Below are 23,019 nucleotides of genomic sequence, written 5' to 3' on the forward strand. Positions count from 1 at the left end.
TAACATGTTAAAAATCATTTGCTATGGTGTCCGTTCTTATGAGAAACCCTATTTCCAGGATCTCAATAAATATAACTTTCAACTAACGCTGGTAGAAGAGTTGTTAACCACTAGCAATGCAGAATTGGCACAGCATCACGATGCCGTTTTGCTAAGAGGAAACTGTGCTGCCAATCGGGAAAATATCACAAAATTCAATGAATACGGCATTCGATATGTTTTTACCAGAACAGTCGGAATCAACCACATTGATTTGGATGCCTGCAGCGAATTCGGAATGAAGGTGGCACGCGTGCCATCTTACTCTCCGAATGCCATCGCCGAGCTCTCCTTAACCTTAGCAATGATGCTGTTCCGACACACCGCTTATATGACTACCAAAAGCTCGTTCAAAAATTTTATTGTGGATGAGCATACATTCAGCAAAGAGATTCACAATTGTAAAGTTGGGATTATTGGGGTCGGCCGCATCGGTCTGACGGAAGCCAAATTATTTAAAGGATTAGGCGCTTCTGTTATCGGCTATGATGTGTACCAATCGGACGCGGCCAAGGAAGTCATTCCATTCACAACCTTGGATGAATTACTGGCAGAGTGTGATGTCGTTAGTGTGCATGTTCCTTATCTGCCGGGACAGAACGACAAAATGATTAACGCCAGCTTTTTAGCAAAAATGAAAAAGGGATCTATTCTCATCAATACATCACGTGGAGAATTACAAGATAACCAAGCCATTTTGGACGCTTTGCTCAGTAACCATCTGGAAGGCTTCGCTACGGATGTCTTCCCTAAGGAAGATGAATTATTCTTTAGAGCATTTGAACCATGGCAAATGCTCCCGGACCCAACGATCCAGAAGCTTGTGGAGCTGTATCCAAGAGTTTTGGTAACGCCTCATGCTGGCTCGAATACCGTTACGGCGTTATCCAACATGATTGAAACTAGCTACGACAACTTCCATGATATCGTTACAACTCATTCTTCGGATAACCTAGTCCCACTTCCTGTTCTCTCTATGAAATAATTAGGAAGCTCGGTACTCTTGTTGAACAAAAAAGAACCGCTATTTCCAGATTACAATGGAAATGGCGGTTCTTTTATATCAGGATTCAACTGATAGAGCATTAGCGGCCTGCCAACCTTGTGGTATTCTATCGATTCAACCAGAAAGCCATCGTCCACCAGGAACTGAATATATTTTTTTACAGTGATACGGGACAAGTCCACTTCTCTGGCTAACGTTTCAACCGAGAATGGCCCGTCCAGCTCTTGAATACTCTTCAGTATCGTAGTCATGGTCAGTTTGGACAAATTTTTAGACAGGTTTTTCGGTAGATTATGCGATGGATGTTCAACAGGTTTTTTCTTCTCCACACCCGTATACTCTTCTTTATTAAAATAATGGTCAATGACAGCTTGATTAATTCCGTTCCCTTCCTCCATCACCGTGGCTAGGCGCTGGATTTTCTCAACAGCCAGTCTAAAGCGTTCGAATGTAAAGGGTTTAATTAAATAGTCTGCAACACCATAAAAAACAGCTTCCTTCACCGTCTGAATATCTTTTGCAGCCGTAATTAAAATAACCGAAGCATGGTACTGATGCTCCTGCATATGGGATAGCAAGGTTAATCCGCTTTTTCCGGGTAAATACACGTCCAGCAATACCAAATCCGGTGTGTGTTTCTGAAGATAATCCTGCGCTTTCTGGACGGTATCTGCTTTACCTACCACATCCAAGTTGTCCATACGCTCAATAAACTGTTGGTTGAGCTCAGCAACCATGGGATCATCCTCAACAATGAGTACCTTCATTCACTCGTCACCTCCAATGTACAGGGCAACTCTACATAGATACTTGTTCCCAGGCCAGGTTGGCTGTCAATTTCAATGATGCCCTGGTGATTATCCACCATGGTTTTAACCAGATTCAAGCCGTAACCCCTGTCCTCTCCTTTGGTTGAGAAGCCATGCTCGAATATTCTTTGTTGCATTTCGGAATCAATCCCCATACCATTATCCTTCACTTTCAAAATGAACACATTTCCCTCGCACTCATAATTCAATTTTAATTCAATTTTGCCGGGTTGTTTTTTTTGTAAAATGGAGTCTATCGCGTTATCAAAAAAATTGCCCAATATGTGTATAACATCATGAACAATGTCCTGCATCTCTACATTGGAGACATTCGAGCTTTCTTCCAGTAACACCGAAATATTCTGCTCGCGTGCTTCGTTGATTTTCCCCATAATAAAACCTGCTAACGCCGGAACCTTAATTCTCTCTGTTAGAAAGCCTACTTCATTTTGATACCGGTGATTTAGCTGCTGAATATACTGACTGACCTCTTCATATTTCCTCATCTCAATCAGTCCGGAGATCACGTGCATTTTGTTCATAAACTCATGCGTCTGTCCGCGAAGAGAGTTAATATAATATTTGGTGCCACTTAACTGATTACTAAGATGAATCATTTCGGATTGATCGCGCAGTGTGGCAACTGCCCCAAAAAACTCATTTTCAACATGTATAGGGGTTACTGTCGCAATGACTTCTATACCATTCACATAAAACGAGCGATCCTTGATCTTCTTCTTATCATCAAACACTCTCTTGAAGAGCACATTATAAAAGTTGGTATCTAGCTGCTCGCCAATCGGGGCTTTCATCTCTTGGTTCGCCAGTTGGTACTTGGCCTGAGCTTCTTTGTTCATGAGCATAATTTTCTTGTCCGCCGAAATGGCTATAATGCCTTCAGCGACCTCATTTTCAATAATTTCTTTTTCGCGCAATCGTGTTGCTATCTCTTGCGGCTCAAGCCCAAATAAAATCTTTTTGATTTTCTGAGCCAGAATGATCGCCCCCAGAACTCCACTAAAGAGCCCCAGCATCAGTCCTCCAAAAATGGTATACTGCGCCTGCATCAAATCATGATTTAGCGTTCTCATGGTCAGTCCTACACATACAATGCCAATGACCTCATTCTGTTGATTGAATATCGGCGTAAAATAACGGTAGCCTTGACCCAAAACACCGATATTCTCAGAGAAATGTCCCTGACCGGATAGCGCCTTTCTGGCATCATTCAGATCAGAGAACGGCTTGCCAATCATGGTTGCATTAGGATGGGATAGCCGAATTAAATCGTGGTTCAGTATGACTACAAAATCTACATTAACGTTATGCATGACTCCAAGCGAGTAATCCTGGATCTGTCTCACAGGAACTCCTCGCTCAACATTACGAATCACATCGTTGTCACTGGCAACCACCTTGGCAATACCCGAAAGTTTTTCCTTCGTATTATCAAAATGCTTGTTAATCACGAAATTACGAATGAGAAGCAAGGATATAATCAAGGAAATAATAATAACTAAAACAACCAAAATAATAATCATGAATTGTAGCGAAACCTTGAATTGTCGTCTCGGCTTCGACTTACCTATTAACTGCAACCCCATCACCCAGCTTCTTTGTCAAGCTCTCCATTAGGAAGAAGAGCCTATCTCTGTCCCTATATTTCCTTGATATTCGACATCGTTTGACAATTTCCTTCTTATTTCGCAAGCTCTGCGCGCTCCACCGACAACAAACGTAGCCTTTATCTGAAATAAAACGATATGCTGAATAAGGAAAGATCAATTCTCCATAATAAGGACGTACACCTAATGAAATGGAGGATATCGGATGATTGACAATCTCGAAAGCAATTACAACTGCGCTAATGCAGGACAAGACCTTCATCAGCTCAAGCAGGAACTCGCTGCGCTTCAGGAACAAGGTGCGAACGACCAGGCGTCCGAGGAAGCCATTCATCGGCTGGAAAATCAAATTTCGTTCATCTTGAACAAGTGCGATATTAACCATTAGTCGAGTTTGGCTGTTGAGTCAAATAAAAAAGATAACTTTTAGCTACGACCTTTTCCTGGTACTCTGCCGAGAAAAGGTCGTTAATTTTTTCAGGAATCGCTCCTGGTTAAACAGTAAACTGCAAGATCGTCATCAAGTGTCCAGTTTAAAATTGATCTGACATAAACAATATCTTCTTTCTGTAAATAATGTATTGAATACATCTTAATCCATACAGTAAACTCTAAGTTAAAAGCTTGTTAAATCCACCATTAGACTAGGGTATCCCCTTAATAATCAGCTATTAATGCCAGTAATATGGAAATGAATGAAGGATAAAGGTTAGAGTTTACTTTGATGACTGGAGGAGAAAGTGATGTCCACGATTAAAGAAATTTCGGAGAAAACTGGAATTACCCCATATACTCTTCGGTTTTATGAACGGGAAGGAATTCTACCATGCGTCAAGCGCGATTCGAGTGGCAATCGATTGTATGACGAAGAGAGTATGGACTGGTTGAATTTTGTGTTGGCGCTGCGGGCGACGGGCATGCCACTTGCCGAGATCAGGAAATATGTAGATTTATACCAAAAAGGCGAGAACACGCTTAAAATACGTAAACAAATGATGCTTATGCACAAGGAAAAAGTGGAGAAGGACCTCTCGGAAACTATTAAATATTTGGAGCAAATCAATTACAAGCTGGCATTATATGACATGCAGGAAAAAGGATTGACCAAGATGCTGCCCTAGATCGTCTTTTTGCAACATTTCACTCTAAGTGGAGCGCGTTCCCCGGATGGAGAACGCGTCTTTTTTAGCGCATATATTAGAGTAAACTCTAATATATTTCATGTAGTTGTTTTCCGTTTTTTCCTATTTATTATTCTTCATTATCTAAAAAACCACGGATTTGTGGGGATTTTGCCTGTGCGAATTATTAAATCATTGAAGCTTGACTTATATTAAACTCTAATTGATAACCTGGAATCAAGCCAACGATTACTGGCTAATATAAGAACAAAGGGGAAGTACACATGAATACAAAAGTAGCAATCATCACAGGTGCAAGCAGCGGAATGGGAGCGGCAACGGCTAAACTTCTCGCTCAACACAACATTAAAGTCATGCTTGCTGCTCGCCGGGAAAACCGATTACAGCAACTTCAAGAAGAAATCCGTAACGCTGGAGGTGAAGCCAGCTACAAGGTGACTGACGTCACCTCGTTTGCCGACGTGGAAGCATTGGTAGATGAAACCATTAAAGTCTATGGACAAATCGACATTTTGATCAATAATGCTGGGATAATGCCACTTTCGTTCTTCAAAAATTTGAAAGTTGACGAATGGGAGAGAATGATCGATGTGAACATTAAGGGCGTCCTCTATGGGATGGCGGCAGTGTACAAACATATGGAAGAACGTAATGAGGGACATATCATTAATTTCTCGTCCATTGCGGGACATATCATCTTCCCTTCAAGCTCTATTTATAGTGCGACTAAGCATGCCGTACGGATTTTAACAGAAGGTATGCGAACCGAATTAGGACCCATGCAAAATATTCGGACGACTCTCATCTCCCCTGGCGCGGTGGAGACCGAGCTGTACGATACCATCACCGACAACTCGATTTATCCGGCATTGGAGAAATTGGGCAGCCAGGAATGGAGTCAACTTGACCCTAGCGACATTGCGAGAACCATACTGTTTGCGATCCAGCAGCCGACTAACGTAACGATTAACGAACTGATTGTCCGCCCCACGTCTCAAAGCTTATAAAGCTGTCGCTACAGCCGCAGCGGTTCCAATCTTCTCCTCTAAAAAAGATAGAGAAATTACAAGTAATTCCTCTGAGGAAGGCCAGTTTGTACTGATGTTGTCCCGACACTTGTCGAGGACAAGAACATGGTACCGTTGAAAGTCGCTATTAGGTCATATTCCTGTAAAGTAACAGGGCTAAAAGACACTTTGAAGCAGCATCCGTTTCTCGGTATTCAACCGGGGAACGGTTGTTCATTTTCCTGGAATCCACTTTGGTTATACAATGAGATATATTCATATACCTGTTGTTCTGCCTCGGCTAAGGTTTCAGGTTTGCTTATCTGTGCAGGCATTGTCCAGACAGTTTCCTCACCTGGAATGGCATTCGAGGATTCCGAGCTTTTCCCTCTCCAGATTTACATCCTTACTTAGTGTGTCTAGTGTTTCGTTAACGAGGAAGATTGTTTCGTTGTGAAGGACGCCAAGCGACGATTTGCTTCTAAAATCTCAGAGTACTGACGAAAGGCTTGTCTTTTTTGTCCATGAAGAAACCCCTCCGTTCAACAAGATTAAATCCATCTATCTTATCAGATGTCTTTTTTCTCTTGTCTACTTAAAGGGGATAATACCAGTTTTGTATGCTTTTGTTTATGCATAAGCAGATACCAAATTACAAAATTCCTCGTATCTCATCCAATGACTGCACCTTTTCCAGCTGCATCCATTGTTCAAGGCCATGTACCAGCTCAGCCCCTGCATGTAAATGAACAAAATTGTACGTTCCCACCTGAATGGCAGCGGCCCCTGCCATGGTGAATTCAATAATATCCTCCACCGAGCTAATCCCACCCATCCCGATCACCGGAATCGACACCGCCTGTGCCACCTGGTGAACCATGCGCAAGGCAATCGGTTTAATTGCCGGGCCGGAAAGACCTGCATACGTGTTGGCGAAGACACTGCGACGCCGGCGTATATCTATTTTCATTGCAGAAAATGTATTGATCAGCGAAACTCCGTCTGCGCCTTCTTCCTCGCACATAACCGCCATCTGCGTGATGTTCTCAGCATTGGGAGACAGCTTGACAACCAACGGAAGCGCCGTCACATTGCGCACCTGACGCACAACCTCCCGCGCTACCTCCGTCTGGATACCAAATTGCATTCCACCCTGCTTCACATTGGGACATGAAATGTTCAATTCCAGCATATCAACGCCTCTGCGGTTCATCGTGCGACGCTTTTGTGCGTTTTCCGTAATCATCGCTACGGCCTGAACATATTCCTCCAGATTGGAGCCGCCCACATTGGCAATAACAGCCGTGTTCCAGCGTGTCATGTCATCCAGCTCATCCTTCAAAAAAGCGGCAACACCCGGATTCTCCAGCCCCACACTATTGAGCATGCCGGATGCTGTCTCATGTATTCGTGATCCTGTATTACCAGCCTTCGGATGCAGGGTCAGTCCCTTGCCGACGATACCACCCAATAATTCAGGAGAATAAAATTCCGCATATTCACGTCCGAATCCAAACGTACCGGAAGCCATGATGATCGGGTTCTTGAACGGTACACCCGCAATATTACACGCCATGGAGATCATCAAACTCCACCTCCTCCACCGGGAATACAGGCCCTTCTTTACATACCCTACGATTGCCTCCACGGGTACGCATCGTACAGCCCAAACATGCGCCAATACCACAGGCCATGTGTCTTTCAGTTGAAATATATAAGCGGGATGACGTATCCACCGTTTTCATGGCGAGTGCTTGCAACATCGGAGTTGGCCCGCAGGAGAACATATTTGCATAAAGCGTCGGATCGACCTGTTCGACGATGCTTCCCCCTACCTTGACCTGTACAGATGCCGCCACAGCTTCGAACGCTTCAACCCCGAAGGCTTGCTGTGCAAACCCCAGATAAACATGCGCATGCGGGTAATACTTTGCAGCCAACAGCAACGGAGCAGTACCCATGCCACCGCCGATCAAAGCCAAACTACCCTCTACCTGCGGAAAACCGTTTCCGAAAGGTCCTTCTAACTGAATGTCCTGACCAGGCTGTAATTGGGAAAACAAATTGGTCCCCTCTCCAACAACCCGATACAAAAAGGAAATACTCTCTTCCCCGATATCATAAATGCTGATGGGTCTGGGCAGCAGTGGGTAACCTGTCCCGCTGCGCAGCATGTAAAACTGCCCCATGTTCCCTTTAAACTTTCCCTCTATTTTCATCACATAAATGCCCGGAACGAGCGCCACATTCGAAATTACGTTAGCCATATAACCCCTCCACTAACCACTCACTATAACGTAAAAGCAGCAACTATTACGTGACTATTTTCACATTTTCGGGTAACGTTTCGCCCTGCGGCTCGCGATATAAAAAAGCGTACTCCTGTTAGAGAGTACGCTTGTGTATTTAACTAATGGCTTCGCGCTCCGTATTGCGGCTACCCTTGGCATCCTTGCGGATTTGCTTGCTGCGTAGCTGTCCGCAGGCTGCGTCAATATCGACTCCATGCTCCAGCCGAACACTACAGCTAATGCCTTGTTTTTTCAGAACATCATAGAAGCCCGTAATCGACTCCGACTCACTCCGCTGGTATTGACTATGCTCATCCACAGGATTGTACGGAATCAGGTTTACATTGGCCAGATTACGACGATGGCCCACCAATTCAGCCAGTTCGAGCGCGTGCTCCTTACCGTCATTAACATCCTTCAGCAAGATGTACTCCAGCGTAATCCGACGATTTGTTTTGTCCAAATAATAATCAATCGCCTGCATGAGTTTCTCAATCGGAATCGCCCGGTTGATCTTCATAATGCGAGTACGAATCTCATTATTCGGAGCGTGGAGGGAGATCGCCAGATTGACATGCAGGTCGGAATCTGCAAATTCAATGATTTTATCAGCAAGTCCACTTGTGGAAACGGTAATATGCCGCGGCCCAATCGCTAGCCCTTTGTGATCCTTAATGACCCGAATGAAATCGGACAGGTTCACGAAGTTATCAAACGGTTCGCCAATTCCCATCACCACGACATGACTGACTTGGTCGCCCGGACGTTCCTGATCCAGATACAGCTGAACCTTCATAATTTGCTCTACAATTTCACCGCTGGACAGATCACGGCTCTTCTTCAACAATCCGCTCGCACAGAAGCTGCACCCAATGTTACATCCTACCTGCGTAGTCACACATACGGATAAGCCAAACTTATGCCGCATCATTACTGTCTCAATCAAATTACCATCCTGAAGCCGGAACAAGAACTTGACCGTCCCGTCTGCTGACTGTTGCTTCACGTGTTCTTCAAGTGTTTCAATGGAAAAATGCTCGGCCAACAGGCGAGTACAATCCTCATGAACCTCTGCCATCGCTGCAAAATCAGTAACCCGCTTCCGGTACAATGCGTCCCATACCTGCAATGCCCGGGATTTCTTATGTCCATGCTCGATGAGCCATACTGTCAATTGATCTAGCGTTAATCCATAAATGGATTCTTTTTTCATGTTCGATCCTCTTTTCAAAACATTCAAATTCGTCTTCCTCTATATAAAACTAAGCACGCACCATTCGTCTCAACCATCATTGCATCATAGCATGTTTAAGCAATCTGCGCTATTTAAACGCCTCTTCCATTGTCCCAAATTTTAATTATGAACACAAGGGGGCAGGCACATGGTTTCTCCAAAATGTTAGCGTGAAATTATGTCTGTCTTGAAACAAAGTACAAGCCACATTAAACTATGCGACAGAACCTGTTCAACAAGAGCACGCAAAGACAGGATTACAGATACTCCTAATGATATGATTACAAATAAGGAAGGTGATGCGGTTGGAATGGTTGCTTCGGATCAAGAACGCACTCGATCTGATGGAAGAGAGAATGCAGCAGCCACTCGATATCGATGAAATTGCAAAGGCAGCTTACTCGTCTCCTTTCCATTTTCAGCGTATGTTTCATATGATAACCGGCGTTACGGTTGCAGAATATGTGCGCAAACGTCGATTGACCTTGGCTGCTCAGGAATTGAGTCTTTCTTCCGCCAAGGTGCTGAATGTAGCGTTCAAATACGGATATGATTCCCCCGAATCTTTTTCTAAAGCGTTCCGTAAGGTACACGGTATTTCTCCCACTGAGGCCAGAAGCCCTGGGGTGAACCTGAAAGCCTTTCCACGCATCACCTTCCATCTATCGTTGAAGGGAGATCAGGAAATGGATTACAAAATTGTAGAGAAAGCGGCCTTTACGGTCATTGGCAAGTCCATTCAAGTCACCACTAAGAACGGCGATAATCTTCGAGAAATCCCAAAATTCTGGAACGAACTGAATGCGGATGGTACATCGGATCAGATTCATGCCTTGGGAACAGGCGACGATATCCTCGGTATTTGTTTGGACTTCAAACATGGAGAAGAGAAATTCACGTACCTGATTGCTGCAGAAGGCAGCGAAGACGTAGCGACCGCGAATGGGCTGGAATCCAGAACCATTCCGGCTTCAACCTGGGCAGTATTTACATCCATCGGCCCTATGCCTCACTCGATCCAAAAGGTATGGCAAAGAATTTTTCAGGAATGGTTCCCTGCCAGTAATTATGAGCATTCAGGCGGCCCGGAACTGGAAGTGTATACTATGGGCGATTCACATGCTGAAGACTACCGAAGTGAAGTTTGGATTCCGATTAAGAAAAAGTAAACAACGAACCGACTGCGTATCGCAGTCGGTTTTATACCGTACTGCATTTACATCATAAGGTGGCAGAAAACACAACTCCCTGCATACTCCCTACTCTAGCTTAATGCTCCCAGGCAACTCCCCAAGCTCCTGCTTCAACAGAGAGTATAGCCTTGAACCTGCCGGCTTTAGCGGATAGTCTGTTGCTTTGCAAAGAAGGCCGAAGGTCATATCGATCAGGCTGCCACTTAACTCCCTCACCGCTGTTCCTGTCGGGACAGAACTGACCAGAATTTGTGGCACAAGTGCAATACCTAAATCGCTCTCCACATAAAATTTCAGAGCCGTCATGCTGCCAATTTCCATCGTGTTTAATATGGTTATTCCATATTCCTTCATGACCATTTCAAGTTTGCGACGATATGGACAGGTGGCCGACGTAATAAGCAACCGCTGCCCCTGTAAATCCTCCGGCCCAATGTTTTCTTTTTCCGCAAGCAGGTGATTTTCAGGCATTAAAACTACAAATTTCTCCCTAAATAAAGGTTCAAAATATAGCTCTGTGCCCACATCCGGTGCGGAACACAGCGCTAAATCAATATCCCCCTTGAGAACACGCTCGCTTAGATTAGGGGTATTCCCAAACTCAATAGAAACTCGAATGTTCGGATAATGGATTAAGAATCGTTTTAAAATTTCTGGTAGTCGGTAACTGGCAGTCGGTTCGGTCACTCCTATACGAAGGTCGCCTGCGGTTCCTCTTTGCAGATTGTCCATATTTTCCTGCAATTGCTCCATATTCTTTACAATATGTAGACTTTGCTCGTAAAACATCCTGCCCGCTTCAGTTAATTTTATTTTCTTGCCCCGTTCGATCAGTTGAATTCCCATATCGGACTCCAGCTTCTGTATTTGCATCGTCACGGTAGATTGTGCATAATTCAACTCTTCCGCTGCACGCATAAAACTCCCGTAATTCACAATCATTTGAAATGTTTTGAGCGTTTTAATGTCCATTTCCAGTCTCCTATATGCACAATTAATTCAATTTTATTGAATCGTAAATTCAGTTAATTCAATTATACAGAACAAAATACATCCTCTACAATGATACATATCAGATCATATTATTTTCAGACGCAAAATGAACTGGTTGGAGAAGGAGCGAATATATATGGATTTACATCAAAAAGTAGCACTGGTTACAGGTGGAGGTACAGGAATTGGGAGAGCCGCATGTATGGCCTTGGCAGATCGAAAAGCTACGGTTGTCGTAAACTATTCCCGCTCTAAAAACGATGCTGAGGAAACTGTACGTATGATCCTTGAAAAGGGTGGACGTGCTATCGCATTACAGGCAGATGTTTCCCGAGATCAGGAAGTTCGAATTATGGTTGACCAGATTGTCCAGCAATTCGGTACGATTGATATACTTGTGAATAACGCTAGCATTACGTATCACATTCCTATGGATGATCTGGAGGCAGCCACGGAAGAGATATGGGATGATCTATTTAATGTAAATGTAAAAGGCATGTTTTACTGTGCCAGAGCCGTAGCTCCTTTTATGAAGCGTAGTAAGCAAGGAGCTATCGTCAATCTTGGAAGTATAGCAGGACAAACAGGGCTAGGTTCCTCTCTTCCCTATGCGGTATCCAAAGCGGCCGTTCACGGGCTGACCAAATCTTTAGCACGAGCACTGGCACCGGATATTCGCGTCAATTGCATCGTGCCGGGAGCCGTAGCGACAAGATGGTGGGCAGGCCGAGAAGAACAAATGAAGCAACTGTTTCCTCATTTGCTCCTACAGCGCATTTCCACACCTGAAGATATCGCCAGCATGATCTGCTCTGCTTTGGAACAGGAAGCCATGACAGGCCAGATCATTACGGTGGACAGCGGACAAACGCTGTAAAGATACTGGGACTTCTGCGTAAAAACAAGCCGCCTTCTCAGACAAAAGGCGGCTTCTGAGCTATCGTATACCGTCGTTGACTTCGTTTTAGCTTAAAGATACCGCAATTCGTGTACCTTTCACGAATTTAACAAATAAGTACCGAACAAGCGGCCCTACAATTAAGAACTGCAGAGGGAAAGCAAAAATGAAATTCTTAAAAACTAAAGATAAGTAATTTTTAAATAATGAGTCTCCCGAAAGACCATTAAAAAAGTAAGCTGTCCCCAATCCATAAAGTGACATACAAAAAACCATTCCAATGACCATACAGCATGAGAGGGACAGAATCACAAATACCTTTTTAGATTTGTCGTATGGTAATGAGAAGGCTATTGAAGAAACATTACTTTTAGAGATATTGTGCCAATCAAGTCATTTGTATATAGATTATAAAATGTCATGAATACGACCATCCCCAAGCACATCATTAAACCAAAATAAAAATCTTCTTTCTTCGTTGTTGGCAATTCCATCATCCCTTCTGTGTACCTTGGTAATTATATAAATAGTCAAAACCTCCACATAAGTGAACTTTCTGTGAACTTTATAGTAAGCGCTCCCTTTTTTGTATATAAGAAATAGGCATCGTTCATCTCAACGATACCTTGGAATACTGCGTCATGTCCCTCAATGATCTGCTTTTAAATCTAAGCCAAATCTCTTCAGCTCAATAAAAACACCTTCCAGTCGCTTCCCTTTTTCCGTTAACGAATATTCAACACGCGGGGGAACCTCGGCATATACCTTTCTTTCTAACAGGCCGTTATCTTCAAGTTCCTTCAGGCGTAGGGAAAGCGTTTTGGGGCTAATCCCTTTCATGGATTTCTGAAGTTGGCTGAATCTCAGTGTTCCTTCGATAAGCAGGTCGCGGATGATTAAAAAAGTCCATTTCGTTCCGATCAAATCAAGTGTTTGGGCAATAGGACACGGCTTGCCTGGTACTCCTTTGGTCAATTCAATAGGTTCTTGGGCGTGCATAGGAACTCCTCCAAAAAAAATATCTGTTAAACCCAATGGTATCACAATAGTTCCTTTTAAGAAACTATATGAATTAAATATCACTACTTCCCTATATGAACTTACTACATATACAATATCGCTGTAGCAAGTCATGTTTTCTCTAATACGAGGAGGTGAAGAGATGAAAAATATACTAATCATTAACGGTCATCAAAAATATGATTCGTCTGAAGGGAAATTGAACCAAACATTGATGGACAATATGGTGCGTCTCTTAAGTGAAGAGAACAAAATCAAAACAACGTCTGTTCAAAATGGCTATACCCTCAGCGAAGAACAAGAAAAATTTTTATGGGCGGATGTAGTCATTTACCAAACCCCTATCTATTGGTTCAGCGTTCCTGGATTATTAAAGACTTATATGGATGAAGTCTATGCTTACGGTGTATTCTTCACGGGTGCTCATAAATATGGTAGCGGAGGTTTATTAACCGACAAGAAATATATGTTCTCCACGACTTGGAACGCTCCAGAAAAAGCTTTTAATGATCCAAATCAATTTTTTAATGGCGCTAGTCTAGAAGCCGCACTCAGGCATTTGCATTCTGCACATACATTTCTCGGCATGGAGCCTTTGAAAAGCTTTGCATGCTACGATGTTATTAAAAATCCAAATATACCTAAATTTATTACTGATCTTGATATACATCTACAAGCCGTATTACATGATTAACAAATCCAGAGGAACACTAGGAGGGAATCCATTTGCAAAACCAAAATATTGTCATTATTGGTGGAAGCTCAGGTATCGGTTTAGAAACAGCTAAGCAAGTCATTTCGCTTGGAGCGGAAGTGGTAATCGCCAGCCGCTCGGAGGATAAATTGCACAAGGCCAAAGAAATGCTGGGCCCTCGTGCTGCAATATATGTGCTGGACACGTCAGATGAGCAGCAGGTAAAATCTTTCTTCGGAAAAGTTGGGCCCTATGACCATCTTATCGTTAGCGCGGCAGAAACATCAGGTGGGTCATTCCTTCAGTTGGAGACGGATCAAGCCCGCAAGCTATTCGAAAACAAATTTTGGGGCCAGTATTATGCAGCTAAATACGGAGCTTCCCAACTTTCAACCGAGGGTTCCATTACCTTATTCTCAGGAGTGGTGGCATATAAGCCGATGATTGGCTCCTCTGCGCTCGGTGCTGTGAATGCAGCGGTTTCGAATCTTGGTCAAACCTTGGCGTTAGAGCTTGCTCCCATCCGCGTGAATGTCGTCTCACCCGGCATTATTGATACACCTTCACGCAGCAAAATGCCTGAAAATACGCGCAATCAATTCTATGATACGGTCGCGCATAAGCTTCCTGTAAAGCGAGTTGGACTTGCGGAGGATGTTGCACGAGGTGTAATTTATTTGATTCAAAATCAGTTTGTGACCGGAACAGTCCTTCATGTGGATGGCGGACACATTTTAACATAAAAGCTTCGCCTTAAATCTGTCAGTCATTTAACAAAAAAAACGGAGAACGCTCCCGCATCTTTGCTTGGGCGTTCTCCTCCTTTTCTTATCAATGAATGATTTCACATACTTTATCCTAATGATGAATACGACGTTTGTTTCTCAAAATGTTGCGAATCATCTTGTGATTGGGGAGCTGCCTGAACAACATATGTCCGGGATGCGGATTAGCCTCGATAATCCAGATTTGACCGCTCTTTTCAATAGCAAGATCGATGCCCAGCTCGCGAACCGGATGATTTTTATCTATCGTGTCGGCAATGATTCTAGAAAGCTCGATGATCTGGTCCAGAATCTCTTTCATTTTTGTTCTGTCATTTTTAAAGACCCTTAAAAGCACTTTGGACAACGGCGCCGCATGTCCTCCCTTCCGATAGTTGGTAACGACTTTTCGAGGTGCAGCGACACGGCCGGTTATTCCTGAAATGACCCATTCCGATTCCGGCTTCTGCATATACACTCTGGCATCAAAAATCGAACCTTTGTACTTGGCTAACTTAAGTCCTTGCTGTACCAAATAACGACGATGAGGTCTCCGATAGGTTCTAACTGCTCTTCTTACGGCGTGGGATCTAACGACTCTGCGACTGGAGCCACAACGAACCTCATATTTCCTCCCCAGCTTTTTCGCACGTATGATGCCAGTTCCTCCACTCCCATAATTAGGCTTGATGAAGACTGTGCGATAGGTATCCAGCATCCGTAAAGTCCTTGCATTACTGATCCAGCGGGTTTCGGGCAAGTGAGAACGTAAAATGGGATGTTGTCGCATTTCCTTGTATTGAATCATCTTTCCAATGGGCACGAATATCCCTCGATTCTGTTGGGTTTTTGCACACATTACATGAATATGCATCTATATTCTATCTTGGTAACGGCGAATGCCACAGTTTGCTATGAAAGAGGCAAATCTCCTACCTTCTTTAAGGCGAGTCTTCTTTGATTTCAAGAGAGAGATGGACAATGTGTTCTGCATGACGAAGTTATTGTAAATACCTATAAAGTTGATTCCAATAATATATTAGACCAATAAAAATTCTGGTTATATGATGTATTAAAAAATAACGTGAGGAGGAACGTTAATATGTCTATTTATGATTTTCAGGCAACTTCAATTAACGGGAAACCGATTGAATTCTCAGACTACAGAGGAAAGGTTCTCCTCATTGTAAACACAGCCAGCAAGTGTAGCTTCTCCAGTCAATTCGCTGATCTGCAGAGGCTCTACGAGAGACGGAGGGAACAAGGCTTTGAAATCCTTGCGTTTCCTTGTAACCAATTCAATAAAAAAGAGCCGGGTAGCAATTCGGAGGTTCAGGGAATTTGCCAAATTAACCATGGAGTAACCTTCCCACTATTTGAGAAGACGGATGTAAGAGGCTTATCTCCTCATCCTTTATTTCAATATCTGACCCAACAGGCACCATTTCAAGGCTTCGATACCCAGACCAAAGACGGTCAATGGATGGAGGATTTCCTGCGGGATAAGTATCCAGAAATATACGCTGGCGACGGTATCAAGTGGAACTTCTCTAAATTCTTGGTCGATCGCGATGGCCATGTAAAAGGAAGGTTCGAAGTAACAACGGAGCCCTGTGCCATTGATCCTGTCATCGAATCACTATTGTAATTTTCCTGTTCACTTCTTTGGATTCTTTAAAAAAAGAGTATCAAATGACAAAAACGAATATTTGTCATTTGATACTCTTTGTGTTATCCTGACTTCAAGGAGGTGACTCACACGGCATTTGACCGTGTCCCTATGGAAAAATCCTCAGATGTGCTAACCAAGGAAGAGATTCTCATCGCTACAGAAGACACACTTAGACGTTTTGGTGTAGCCAAAACCTCCGTGACCGATGTTGCCAAAGTATTGGGAGTAAGTCATGGCACCATTTACCGACACTTTAAAAGTAAAGCCGAGCTTCTTGAAGGCGTGACCGAAAAATGGCTGAATGAAAAGATTATTGGCCCGTTAACGGAGGTCTGTCAGAATTCATCTATACTGGGAACGCCACATTTAAAACGATATATACGGACCTTGGTCGAACTTAAGCAGTATTATGCCCGCGACGACGAGGAAATGTTTGAGATGTATACGAGGGTCACCGAGCAAGCCGCTGATTTAATCGACCAGCATATCGCCCACATTGTGGATCAGCTCGCTGACATCATTGCACGCGGGGACATCATATCAGATCAGCCAGCCCAACTGGCGCGTACCCTTTTCTATGCCACATCCCGTTTTCATCATCCCGCTCATGCTTACGAATGGAAGAATCCCGTAATTAATCAGGAGTTTTCGGATGTGTGGATGCTTTTAGAAAAAGGAATCATTAAAATAGATATGGAAGGAAGGACAAAACACATATGAAGCATTTGGACGGAAAAACAGCAATTATTACCGGGTCCTCTAGAGGAATTGGACGTGCCATTGCCGAGCAACTGGCTGATCTGGGCGCTAATGTAGTCATCAATTATGCCAGCAGTCCGGACAAAGCCCAAGAAGTCGTGGAGAGCATTATTCAAAAAGGTGGCAAAGCCATAGCACTTCACGCTGATCTGAGCAAAATGAGTGACATTGAGGCATTATTTACAAATACGATTGCTGAATTCGGTAAAGTGGATATTCTGGTTAACAACGCTGGGCTGATGATCACCCAACCTCTGGCTGAGGTATCCGAAGCTGATTTTGACAAACAATTTGCACTGAATGTAAAGGGCACCTTCTTTGCCTGTCAGCAAGCCATGAAATATATGGAAAACTACGGAAGAATCGTGAACCTGTCCACATCCGTGATCGGACAAATGTTCCCGGCCTATAGCGTATACGCAGGTACCAAGGGCGCAGTGGAGCAATTTACCCGCCAGCTAGCCAAGGAGTTCGGAAGCAAGCAAATTACGATTAACGCTGTGGCTCCCGGTCCTGTGAACACCGAGCTTTTCCAAGCTGGAAAAACCGAGCAGCAAATCGAAGGCATGAAAAAAATGAATGCTATGGGTCGGCTCGGGGAGCCGGAAGATATCGCTGATGTGATTGAGTTCCTGGTCAGCGCCAAATCACAGTGGGTTACCGGGCAGACGATTCGCGTCAATGGCGGGTTCATCTAAAAGCTGGAATACATGGAATGGAGGCTATACACGTTCATGCTATTACACAAAGGCGAGACCTTATTTCGACAAGGGGAATCTGGCCCTTTATATCAATTAAAGAGCGGCTTGTTAAAAATTATCCGCGTCCATGAAGACGGATCGCAAATTTTAGTTAATGTAATTGTGCCCGATGAAATCATCCCGCACCACTCCCTCATCAGTCCCAATCCCTATTACGGTACCGCGATGGCGCTGGTCACCTCTGAGGTTGAGGTTCTGTCACAAAAAGAATGGTATCAGGCGCTGGAGCAAGATCCGACTCAATGTCGGGCTATCGCTTTACAGCTACAGGACAAGTTGCGCATGATGCAGCAACGAATTGACCAGCTCACCGAGGTGTCACCTGCCGAGAAGCTTCGGAAGCTCCAACGCTGGTTCCACTCCTACATCGCACCCGCCACGTTAACGGACGTGCTGACGCAGGAGGAAATCGGCCAGTTTATCGGGCTGCGTCGGGAGACGATTAATCGGCTATTGCGTGCTTCAAGCGCTCCTTCTGCAAAAGATGATGACGATAATGCATCTCGATAAGCGCAAACCACTCTCCAGCATTCAACGCGCCGAATCTGGGATGAGAGACGGTAGACGGCCCTGTTGACTTTCCAACGGTCGGCTCAATCTCTCTCATCTTGCGGATCACCACGTTTAATCCCTCCACAATTTCTTCTTTGCTCGTCGGTTGTGGGGGACTGTATTGTGGGGATGGTGGGACTTGGATACGTATGGGTGGGAATCCCCCCAGATTAAAAACAGCCGTACCTGCCTCCGTTTTAACTCCTGTCTCCCCATTAGGTTGTAAACAAACATCAATGTTCTTCAGATGCATATACAGAGCAGAGTTCACCAAATGAAGATACATTTGTCCAAGCGACCATTGATCCTCCTGCGGTGTGTACTGCAATTGCTCCAAGCTAAAGCTGTCCAATTCCAGAAGATAGTGTTGTACCGTTTCTTCAAAACGCTGCAATGTTTCAGTTGTATTCATATATTAGTAAAGCCCCTCTCTATCAAAGTAGCTTTACTATACAAAAATGCTACTGACAGCATTATGTCAGTAGCATTTCAACATTTTTTCCACTTCCGTACGTACCCGCTCCCGGAGCGATTCAGGCTCTAGCACAACCACATCTGCACCCCATCCAAGTATCCATTGCAGTAGTTCCTCCGGCTGTCTGACGCGGAAGAGTACATGCAGTCCATCCGCACGCTCCTCTATGGCCTCCATATAAAAGTTGTTCGCTTCCTTCACCTTATCTGCAATATCTGAACTTGCTAGTATGCGAACAGTTACATGACGGTCATCGGTTTGCTTGTAATCCTGCAAATGAAAATCGACAGGCAACTGAAACCTGTCCTCCAACACGATAAGCTCGTCCATACGTGATAGACGGAAATGGCGAAGTTGCTGCCGCAATTCGCATTGCCCAATTAATACCCAAGAACCACGGAGCAGTACAAGGCCATAAGGAGCGACCACACGCACACTTTGACGATTCCCGTCAGCCTCTGGCATTCTTTTGGAGTAGCCAAACTGTACTTTCCGTTTTTCCAATACAGCGAGACGCAGCATTTCCAAACAGGCTTTCTCGCTATGGTTTGTCCCCTCACCCACCGCAAGCAATCTGATGGTCGTGCGCACCCGGGAAACTTCCCTGCGAACGCTCTCCGGTAAAATGGCTTCAATCTTTCTGCGGGAAGCTTGCGCCTTGATCCCGTAGTCTGTATCAAATTTTTGTTCGATAAAATCCGTCCCAATTAGCAACGCCACAGCTTCTTCTGCGGTAAAGCTCACTGGGGGCAGAAAGTACCCCTCCATCAAGGAATATCCAATGCCCGGTGCTCCTACAATCGGTACGCCCGATTCACTTAGAGCCTGAATATCCCGATAGATGGTTCTCACACTCGTTTCGAATATGGCTGCCAAATCCTCGGCTCGTAAAATATCCTTACGCTGCAACTCTAGCAAGATCGCTAGCAAACGATCTGTTTTGTTCATACCACGGCCCCTCTCTGGAAGGATCTAAAATGCAGAAATACAAAAAAGCAATAAGGGCAGTACAGTCACTGCGACTTATTGCTCTTTTTTTTCACACGGAAGTTACTTCATTACTTAAAAAATACTTTTTCGACGTTATATTTAGCCTTTTGTGTATTGATGATGTAGGTTTCATAAATTTCTCGCTCTACCGCATCTTCCACAATACAAACCTCAATAATCGCTACTTCATTTCGCTTGTCCTTGATCGGTGATACGTTATCTTCAAAATGCTTTTTGATTCTTGGTCTTAGCTTTCTTGCTTTACCAACGAACAGCAATTCCTCCTGCGCATTGTAGAACATAAAGATACCTGCCTTATCCCTAGGGATCAGGTGAAAGTCGGTAAATCCGTAAATATGGCTGAGCTCAGGGTTGACCTGCTTGCTAATCGTGATATCCGGAGTTGGAATTGTTATATTAATCACTATGTCACTTCCTCATTCTATATAGGTGTAAATATTATCACAAATCCCGTGGTAACACCATTTAATAATCCTTACCCATCCCCTAAGCAAAGATACTCGAGGATTGAAATAAAACCCATTCCAACCCAAAACAAGATGGTAGAAATTTTATGAATTACCTACTATGCGTGTACGTCGGTTTCCGTTACAATATGTCAGTGTGATTCTGGCATCGGCAGATTGACGCGTACTTGAACATTATTGGAGGCTTCTATTTTTTCATGCAAAATGAATCTCATTCTAACGTAAAAATCATAACGGCCGATCCGAGTGCGATTGGCCTGTTTGGCTTGGCTATTGTAACGCTTGTGGCTTCATCCCAAAAGCTTGGTCTCACTGACGGCTTAAGCTTCATCATCCCTTGGGCTATATTTCTCGGTGCTTTTGCGCAGCTGTTTGCCTCCATTCAGGATGCGAAACACAACAACACCTTTGGCATGACGGCATTTGGTGCTTACGCCTTCTTCTGGTTAGCCGTAGCTAGTAGCTGGATGATTAAAATGGGCGTATTCGGCTCAGAGCTGGCATCCGCTGTAGATGGCAAACAGCTCGGCTTTGCCTTTGCGGGCTATCTCATCTTTACGCTCTTCATGACTATTGGAGCGATGGAGACGCATAAGGTTCTATTCTTTATTTTTGTGTTGATTGATTTTCTGTTCCTCGGTCTTAGCTTCGATGCATTCGGCGTTGCACCAGAGATATTCCATACCATCGCCGCTTATGCTGAAATGGGCATTGGTCTACTCTCACTGTATGGTACAGGAGCTGCCGTTCTGAATGCTCATTTTGGCCGTACATTCCTGCCTGTCGGACGTCCTTTCGGCATTTTCAAGCCACGTCCTTAGCTGTATATGTAAACCTACAAAGCCGCCTTTCGCGCCGATCCGCGTTAAGGACGGTTTTGTTTCTTTTCCATCACTCCCTCCGTATCAAAAAAATACTAAAGAGAGTCGTTTAGTGAATATAAAAGCCCACAATGATAACAATATACATAAATTGTAATCAAAGGGGTATTTGTAAAAATGACACAAGGCGAATCTCGTACCACATTTCCGCAATTTCCCGAATCATATTGGTTAGCTTCAACTGACATCCCCAACTTTCCCAAGCTTAGTGAAGATATTCAGGTGGATGTTGCCATTGTAGGTGCGGGGATTACTGGTATTACCACTGCTTATTTACTTTCTAAAAAAGGACTAAACGTCGCAGTCGTCGACGCAGGGCGGATACTTCATGGAACAACGGGCCATACGACCGCCAAAATTACCGCACAACATGATTTGATCTACAGCGAGTTTCTTTCACATTTTGGCAAGGAAAAAACCCGGCTCTATTACGAAGCCAACCGTGATGCTCTTCAATTTATCAAGCAAACGGTAGAAGAGTTTAATATCGATTGTCAATTTACAGAAGAAGATGCCTACGTTTATACATGTGCGGATACGCATGTGGAAAAAATCAACGACGAATATAAAGCCTACGAGGAACTTGGCATCCCGGGAAGTTATGTCGAACAAACGCCTCTGCCGTTTTCAACTAAAGCAGCTATTAAGATGAATAAACAAGCCCAATTTAATCCGGTACCTTTCTTAAGATATTTGGCAAACCAAGTCATCCGTCAGGACGGGAAAATTTATGAACAAACCACCGTTGTAGGTGTGGAAAAAGGGAACCCTGCCATCATTACAACAAGCGACGGGCACAAAATCACCTGCAACTATGTCGTATCCTCCTCGCATTTTCCGTTCAATGATCCAAACAGTCTTTATTTTGCGCGATTGCATGCCGAGCGGTCTTATGTACTAGCGGTCAAGACGGACAAAACCTATCCGGGTGGTATGTACCTAAGTGCGGAAACCCCCAAACGTTCGCTTCGCTCCGTAATGGTTAACGGAGAACCGATGGTTATCGTCGGTGGGGAAGGCCACAAAACGGGACAAGGAATCTGTACTTTCCAGTACTATGAAGCTTTAAAAAAGTTCGCAGAGCAAACATTTGGATTAAAGGAAATTGTTTATCGCTGGTCGGCTCAAGACTTGTATACGCTAGACAAACTCCCTTATATTGGGCAGGAACTATCTAACACTTCTAACATCCTCGTTGCTACGGGGTATAGAAAATGGGGGATGACCACAAGTGTAGCGGCAGCTTTATTAAATACGAATCTGATTACCAGAGAGGAAAGCCCGTATCAGGATCTTTTCTCCCCTTCAAGATTTCATATGGACCCCGACATTAAAACATTTGTGACTCAAAATGCGAATGTGGCTAAACATTTGATTGCTGGGAAATTGGGGATCAACTACAAAAAAGCCGAAGAACTGCAGCACGACGAAGGGGCGGTCATTCGGGTGAACGGCAAAAGAGCGGGCGCATACCGAGACCCACAAGGAGCATTACACCTAGTGGACACAACATGCACCCATATGGGTTGCGAAGTCGAGTGGAATGAGGCGGAAAGAACATGGGATTGCCCTTGTCATGGCTCACGCTTTTCATATCAAGGCGAAGTCATTGAAGGTCCGGCCAAAAAATCGCTTGGCAAGGTTGAAGGGGAATAGCACCAACCTTTGTATGCTTAAGGAGACTCAAGAGCACAGGCCTTACTGGAATCGCTCGCTGTTCTTCCAA

25 protein-coding genes and 1 pseudogene are annotated in these 23,019 nt (G+C 44.2%); 14 read left to right on the forward strand and 12 right to left on the reverse strand.

Going from position 1 to position 23,019, the window contains the following annotated elements; all coding sequences use genetic code 11:
• The first annotated feature begins 4 nt into the window (after positions 1-4).
• Positions 5-1,024 carry a 2-hydroxyacid dehydrogenase gene (locus MHI21_RS24915; RefSeq protein ID WP_075154953.1) on the forward strand — a complete coding sequence of 340 codons (1,020 nt, stop codon included), beginning with the start codon at positions 5-7 and terminating at the stop codon, positions 1,022-1,024.
• A 50-nt stretch (positions 1,025-1,074) separates the two neighbouring features.
• On the opposite strand, the gene MHI21_RS24920 is transcribed toward MHI21_RS24915, so the two are convergent.
• Positions 1,075-1,812 carry a response regulator gene (locus MHI21_RS24920; RefSeq protein WP_342419094.1) on the reverse strand — a complete coding sequence of 246 codons (738 nt, stop codon included), beginning with the start codon at positions 1,810-1,812 and terminating at the stop codon, positions 1,075-1,077.
• Positions 1,809-3,458 (reverse strand): ATP-binding protein, encoded by a 1,650-nt coding sequence (locus MHI21_RS24925; protein ID WP_342419095.1) that lies wholly within the window; start codon positions 3,456-3,458, stop codon positions 1,809-1,811. The genes MHI21_RS24920 and MHI21_RS24925 overlap by 4 nt, the downstream gene beginning before the upstream one ends.
• Positions 3,459-3,684: 226 nt before the next feature.
• Between MHI21_RS24925 and MHI21_RS24930 the strand changes: the two genes are divergently transcribed.
• The 3 genes from MHI21_RS24930 to MHI21_RS24940 all read left to right on the forward strand — a co-directional run bounded on the left by MHI21_RS24930 (position 3,685) and on the right by MHI21_RS24940 (position 5,628).
• Entirely contained in the window at positions 3,685-3,867 is a 183-nt protein-coding gene (locus tag MHI21_RS24930) for a hypothetical protein (RefSeq protein WP_013312637.1), read from the forward strand.
• A 355-nt stretch (positions 3,868-4,222) separates the two neighbouring features.
• A complete protein-coding gene (locus MHI21_RS24935; RefSeq protein ID WP_165178152.1) occupies positions 4,223-4,600 on the forward strand; it encodes a MerR family transcriptional regulator in 378 nt (125 codons plus the stop codon).
• A gap of 284 nt (positions 4,601-4,884) precedes the next feature.
• Positions 4,885-5,628 carry an SDR family oxidoreductase gene (locus tag MHI21_RS24940; RefSeq protein ID WP_165178154.1) on the forward strand — a complete coding sequence of 248 codons (744 nt, stop codon included), beginning with the start codon at positions 4,885-4,887 and terminating at the stop codon, positions 5,626-5,628.
• A gap of 652 nt (positions 5,629-6,280) precedes the next feature.
• Here the strand turns inward: MHI21_RS24940 and MHI21_RS24945 are convergent.
• The 3 genes from MHI21_RS24945 to rlmN all read right to left on the reverse strand — a co-directional run bounded on the left by MHI21_RS24945 (position 6,281) and on the right by rlmN (position 9,132).
• Positions 6,281-7,213 carry a dihydroorotate dehydrogenase gene (locus MHI21_RS24945; protein WP_342419096.1) on the reverse strand — a complete coding sequence of 311 codons (933 nt, stop codon included), beginning with the start codon at positions 7,211-7,213 and terminating at the stop codon, positions 6,281-6,283.
• Positions 7,194-7,895 (reverse strand): dihydroorotate dehydrogenase electron transfer subunit, encoded by a 702-nt coding sequence (locus MHI21_RS24950; protein ID WP_341162730.1) that lies wholly within the window; start codon positions 7,893-7,895, stop codon positions 7,194-7,196. The genes MHI21_RS24945 and MHI21_RS24950 overlap by 20 nt, the downstream gene beginning before the upstream one ends.
• A 139-nt stretch (positions 7,896-8,034) precedes the next feature.
• Positions 8,035-9,132: a 23S rRNA (adenine(2503)-C(2))-methyltransferase RlmN gene (gene rlmN, locus MHI21_RS24955; protein ID WP_341162729.1), complete on the reverse strand. Its 1,098-nt coding sequence runs from the start codon at positions 9,130-9,132 to the stop codon at positions 8,035-8,037.
• Between the two features lie 320 nt (positions 9,133-9,452).
• On the opposite strand from rlmN, the gene MHI21_RS24960 reads away from it, so the two are divergent.
• Positions 9,453-10,322, forward strand: coding sequence for an AraC family transcriptional regulator (locus tag MHI21_RS24960; RefSeq protein WP_342419097.1), 870 nt, complete (start codon positions 9,453-9,455; stop codon positions 10,320-10,322).
• 90 nt (positions 10,323-10,412) lie between these two features.
• Here the strand turns inward: MHI21_RS24960 and MHI21_RS24965 are convergent, their stop codons facing one another.
• Entirely contained in the window at positions 10,413-11,318 is a 906-nt protein-coding gene (locus MHI21_RS24965) for a LysR family transcriptional regulator (protein ID WP_342419098.1), read from the reverse strand.
• Positions 11,319-11,475: 157 nt separating this feature from the next.
• Here MHI21_RS24965 and MHI21_RS24970 point away from each other — a divergent pair, with 157 nt between their 5' ends.
• Complete coding sequence (locus MHI21_RS24970) at positions 11,476-12,216, forward strand: SDR family NAD(P)-dependent oxidoreductase (protein ID WP_341162726.1); 741 nt, start codon at positions 11,476-11,478, stop codon at positions 12,214-12,216.
• An 87-nt stretch (positions 12,217-12,303) separates the two neighbouring features.
• On the opposite strand, the pseudogene MHI21_RS24975 reads toward MHI21_RS24970, so the two are convergent.
• Positions 12,304-12,725, reverse strand: a pseudogene (locus tag MHI21_RS24975) (hypothetical protein).
• A 160-nt stretch (positions 12,726-12,885) separates the two neighbouring features.
• Positions 12,886-13,236 (reverse strand): helix-turn-helix domain-containing protein, encoded by a 351-nt coding sequence (locus MHI21_RS24980; protein WP_103744503.1) that lies wholly within the window; start codon positions 13,234-13,236, stop codon positions 12,886-12,888.
• A 163-nt stretch (positions 13,237-13,399) separates the two neighbouring features.
• Here MHI21_RS24980 and MHI21_RS24985 point away from each other — a divergent pair, with 163 nt between their 5' ends.
• Together MHI21_RS24985 and MHI21_RS24990 are read left to right on the forward strand one after the other, a co-directional pair.
• Positions 13,400-13,951: an NAD(P)H-dependent oxidoreductase gene (locus MHI21_RS24985; protein WP_342419099.1), complete on the forward strand. Its 552-nt coding sequence runs from the start codon at positions 13,400-13,402 to the stop codon at positions 13,949-13,951.
• 32 nt (positions 13,952-13,983) lie between these two features.
• Complete coding sequence (locus MHI21_RS24990; protein ID WP_342419100.1) at positions 13,984-14,694, forward strand: SDR family oxidoreductase; 711 nt, start codon at positions 13,984-13,986, stop codon at positions 14,692-14,694.
• Positions 14,695-14,809: 115 nt separating this feature from the next.
• On the opposite strand, the gene MHI21_RS24995 is transcribed toward MHI21_RS24990, so the two are convergent.
• Entirely contained in the window at positions 14,810-15,538 is a 729-nt protein-coding gene (locus MHI21_RS24995) for a YheC/YheD family protein (RefSeq protein ID WP_342419101.1), read from the reverse strand.
• Between the two features lie 279 nt (positions 15,539-15,817).
• On the opposite strand from MHI21_RS24995, the gene MHI21_RS25000 reads away from it, so the two are divergent.
• The 4 genes from MHI21_RS25000 to MHI21_RS25015 all read left to right on the forward strand — a co-directional run bounded on the left by MHI21_RS25000 (position 15,818) and on the right by MHI21_RS25015 (position 18,417).
• Complete coding sequence (locus MHI21_RS25000; RefSeq protein ID WP_342419102.1) at positions 15,818-16,363, forward strand: glutathione peroxidase; 546 nt, start codon at positions 15,818-15,820, stop codon at positions 16,361-16,363.
• 132 nt (positions 16,364-16,495) lie between these two features.
• On the forward strand, positions 16,496-17,107 hold the full coding sequence (locus MHI21_RS25005; protein WP_342419103.1) for a TetR family transcriptional regulator: 612 nt from the start codon (positions 16,496-16,498) through the stop codon (positions 17,105-17,107).
• Complete coding sequence (locus MHI21_RS25010; RefSeq protein WP_342419104.1) at positions 17,104-17,844, forward strand: SDR family oxidoreductase; 741 nt, start codon at positions 17,104-17,106, stop codon at positions 17,842-17,844. The genes MHI21_RS25005 and MHI21_RS25010 overlap by 4 nt, the downstream gene beginning before the upstream one ends.
• Before the next feature lie 36 nt (positions 17,845-17,880).
• Positions 17,881-18,417: a Crp/Fnr family transcriptional regulator gene (locus MHI21_RS25015; RefSeq protein WP_342419105.1), complete on the forward strand. Its 537-nt coding sequence runs from the start codon at positions 17,881-17,883 to the stop codon at positions 18,415-18,417.
• On the opposite strand, the gene MHI21_RS25020 is transcribed toward MHI21_RS25015, so the two are convergent.
• The 3 genes from MHI21_RS25020 to MHI21_RS25030 form a co-directional block, all read right to left on the reverse strand.
• Entirely contained in the window at positions 18,350-18,871 is a 522-nt protein-coding gene (locus MHI21_RS25020) for a DinB family protein (RefSeq protein WP_342419106.1), read from the reverse strand. The two genes, MHI21_RS25015 and MHI21_RS25020, sit on opposite strands and share 68 nt — an antisense overlap.
• A gap of 66 nt (positions 18,872-18,937) precedes the next feature.
• Positions 18,938-19,882: a YafY family protein gene (locus MHI21_RS25025; RefSeq protein ID WP_342419107.1), complete on the reverse strand. Its 945-nt coding sequence runs from the start codon at positions 19,880-19,882 to the stop codon at positions 18,938-18,940.
• A gap of 110 nt (positions 19,883-19,992) precedes the next feature.
• Positions 19,993-20,349 (reverse strand): nucleotide excision repair endonuclease, encoded by a 357-nt coding sequence (locus tag MHI21_RS25030; protein WP_342419108.1) that lies wholly within the window; start codon positions 20,347-20,349, stop codon positions 19,993-19,995.
• Between the two features lie 260 nt (positions 20,350-20,609).
• On the opposite strand from MHI21_RS25030, the gene MHI21_RS25035 reads away from it, so the two are divergent.
• Both MHI21_RS25035 and MHI21_RS25040 read left to right on the forward strand, forming a co-directional pair.
• Positions 20,610-21,233, forward strand: coding sequence for an acetate uptake transporter (locus tag MHI21_RS25035; RefSeq protein WP_341162715.1), 624 nt, complete (start codon positions 20,610-20,612; stop codon positions 21,231-21,233).
• Between the two features lie 177 nt (positions 21,234-21,410).
• Entirely contained in the window at positions 21,411-22,949 is a 1,539-nt protein-coding gene (locus MHI21_RS25040; RefSeq protein WP_342419109.1) for an FAD-dependent oxidoreductase, read from the forward strand.
• Positions 22,950-23,019: the final 70 nt, after the last annotated feature.

Origin of the sequence: Paenibacillus sp. FSL H8-0168, from assembly GCF_038592955.1 — a bacterium.
Taxonomy (GTDB): domain Bacteria; phylum Bacillota; class Bacilli; order Paenibacillales; family Paenibacillaceae; genus Paenibacillus; species Paenibacillus polymyxa_B.

What these genes read in the sequence shown, in the direction of transcription:
- MHI21_RS24915 (WP_075154953.1), top strand. Translation starts at nt 5, where the DNA reads ATGTTAAAAATCATTTGCTATGGTGTCCGTTCTTATGAGAAACCCTAT.
- MHI21_RS24920 (WP_342419094.1), bottom strand. Translation starts at nt 1,812, where the DNA reads ATGAAGGTACTCATTGTTGAGGATGATCCCATGGTTGCTGAGCTCAAC.
- MHI21_RS24925 (WP_342419095.1), bottom strand. Translation starts at nt 3,458, where the DNA reads ATGGGGTTGCAGTTAATAGGTAAGTCGAAGCCGAGACGACAATTCAAG.
- MHI21_RS24930 (WP_013312637.1), top strand. Translation starts at nt 3,685, where the DNA reads ATGATTGACAATCTCGAAAGCAATTACAACTGCGCTAATGCAGGACAA.
- MHI21_RS24935 (WP_165178152.1), top strand. Translation starts at nt 4,223, where the DNA reads ATGTCCACGATTAAAGAAATTTCGGAGAAAACTGGAATTACCCCATAT.
- MHI21_RS24940 (WP_165178154.1), top strand. Translation starts at nt 4,885, where the DNA reads ATGAATACAAAAGTAGCAATCATCACAGGTGCAAGCAGCGGAATGGGA.
- MHI21_RS24945 (WP_342419096.1), bottom strand. Translation starts at nt 7,213, where the DNA reads ATGATCTCCATGGCGTGTAATATTGCGGGTGTACCGTTCAAGAACCCG.
- MHI21_RS24950 (WP_341162730.1), bottom strand. Translation starts at nt 7,895, where the DNA reads ATGGCTAACGTAATTTCGAATGTGGCGCTCGTTCCGGGCATTTATGTG.
- rlmN (WP_341162729.1), bottom strand. Translation starts at nt 9,132, where the DNA reads ATGAAAAAAGAATCCATTTATGGATTAACGCTAGATCAATTGACAGTA.
- MHI21_RS24960 (WP_342419097.1), top strand. Translation starts at nt 9,453, where the DNA reads ATGCGGTTGGAATGGTTGCTTCGGATCAAGAACGCACTCGATCTGATG.
- MHI21_RS24965 (WP_342419098.1), bottom strand. Translation starts at nt 11,318, where the DNA reads ATGGACATTAAAACGCTCAAAACATTTCAAATGATTGTGAATTACGGG.
- MHI21_RS24970 (WP_341162726.1), top strand. Translation starts at nt 11,476, where the DNA reads ATGGATTTACATCAAAAAGTAGCACTGGTTACAGGTGGAGGTACAGGA.
- MHI21_RS24980 (WP_103744503.1), bottom strand. Translation starts at nt 13,236, where the DNA reads ATGCACGCCCAAGAACCTATTGAATTGACCAAAGGAGTACCAGGCAAG.
- MHI21_RS24985 (WP_342419099.1), top strand. Translation starts at nt 13,400, where the DNA reads ATGAAAAATATACTAATCATTAACGGTCATCAAAAATATGATTCGTCT.
- MHI21_RS25000 (WP_342419102.1), top strand. Translation starts at nt 15,818, where the DNA reads ATGTCTATTTATGATTTTCAGGCAACTTCAATTAACGGGAAACCGATT.
- MHI21_RS25005 (WP_342419103.1), top strand. Translation starts at nt 16,496, where the DNA reads ATGGAAAAATCCTCAGATGTGCTAACCAAGGAAGAGATTCTCATCGCT.
- MHI21_RS25010 (WP_342419104.1), top strand. Translation starts at nt 17,104, where the DNA reads ATGAAGCATTTGGACGGAAAAACAGCAATTATTACCGGGTCCTCTAGA.
- MHI21_RS25015 (WP_342419105.1), top strand. Translation starts at nt 17,881, where the DNA reads ATGCTATTACACAAAGGCGAGACCTTATTTCGACAAGGGGAATCTGGC.
- MHI21_RS25020 (WP_342419106.1), bottom strand. Translation starts at nt 18,871, where the DNA reads ATGAATACAACTGAAACATTGCAGCGTTTTGAAGAAACGGTACAACAC.
- MHI21_RS25025 (WP_342419107.1), bottom strand. Translation starts at nt 19,882, where the DNA reads ATGAACAAAACAGATCGTTTGCTAGCGATCTTGCTAGAGTTGCAGCGT.
- MHI21_RS25035 (WP_341162715.1), top strand. Translation starts at nt 20,610, where the DNA reads ATGCAAAATGAATCTCATTCTAACGTAAAAATCATAACGGCCGATCCG.
- MHI21_RS25040 (WP_342419109.1), top strand. Translation starts at nt 21,411, where the DNA reads ATGACACAAGGCGAATCTCGTACCACATTTCCGCAATTTCCCGAATCA.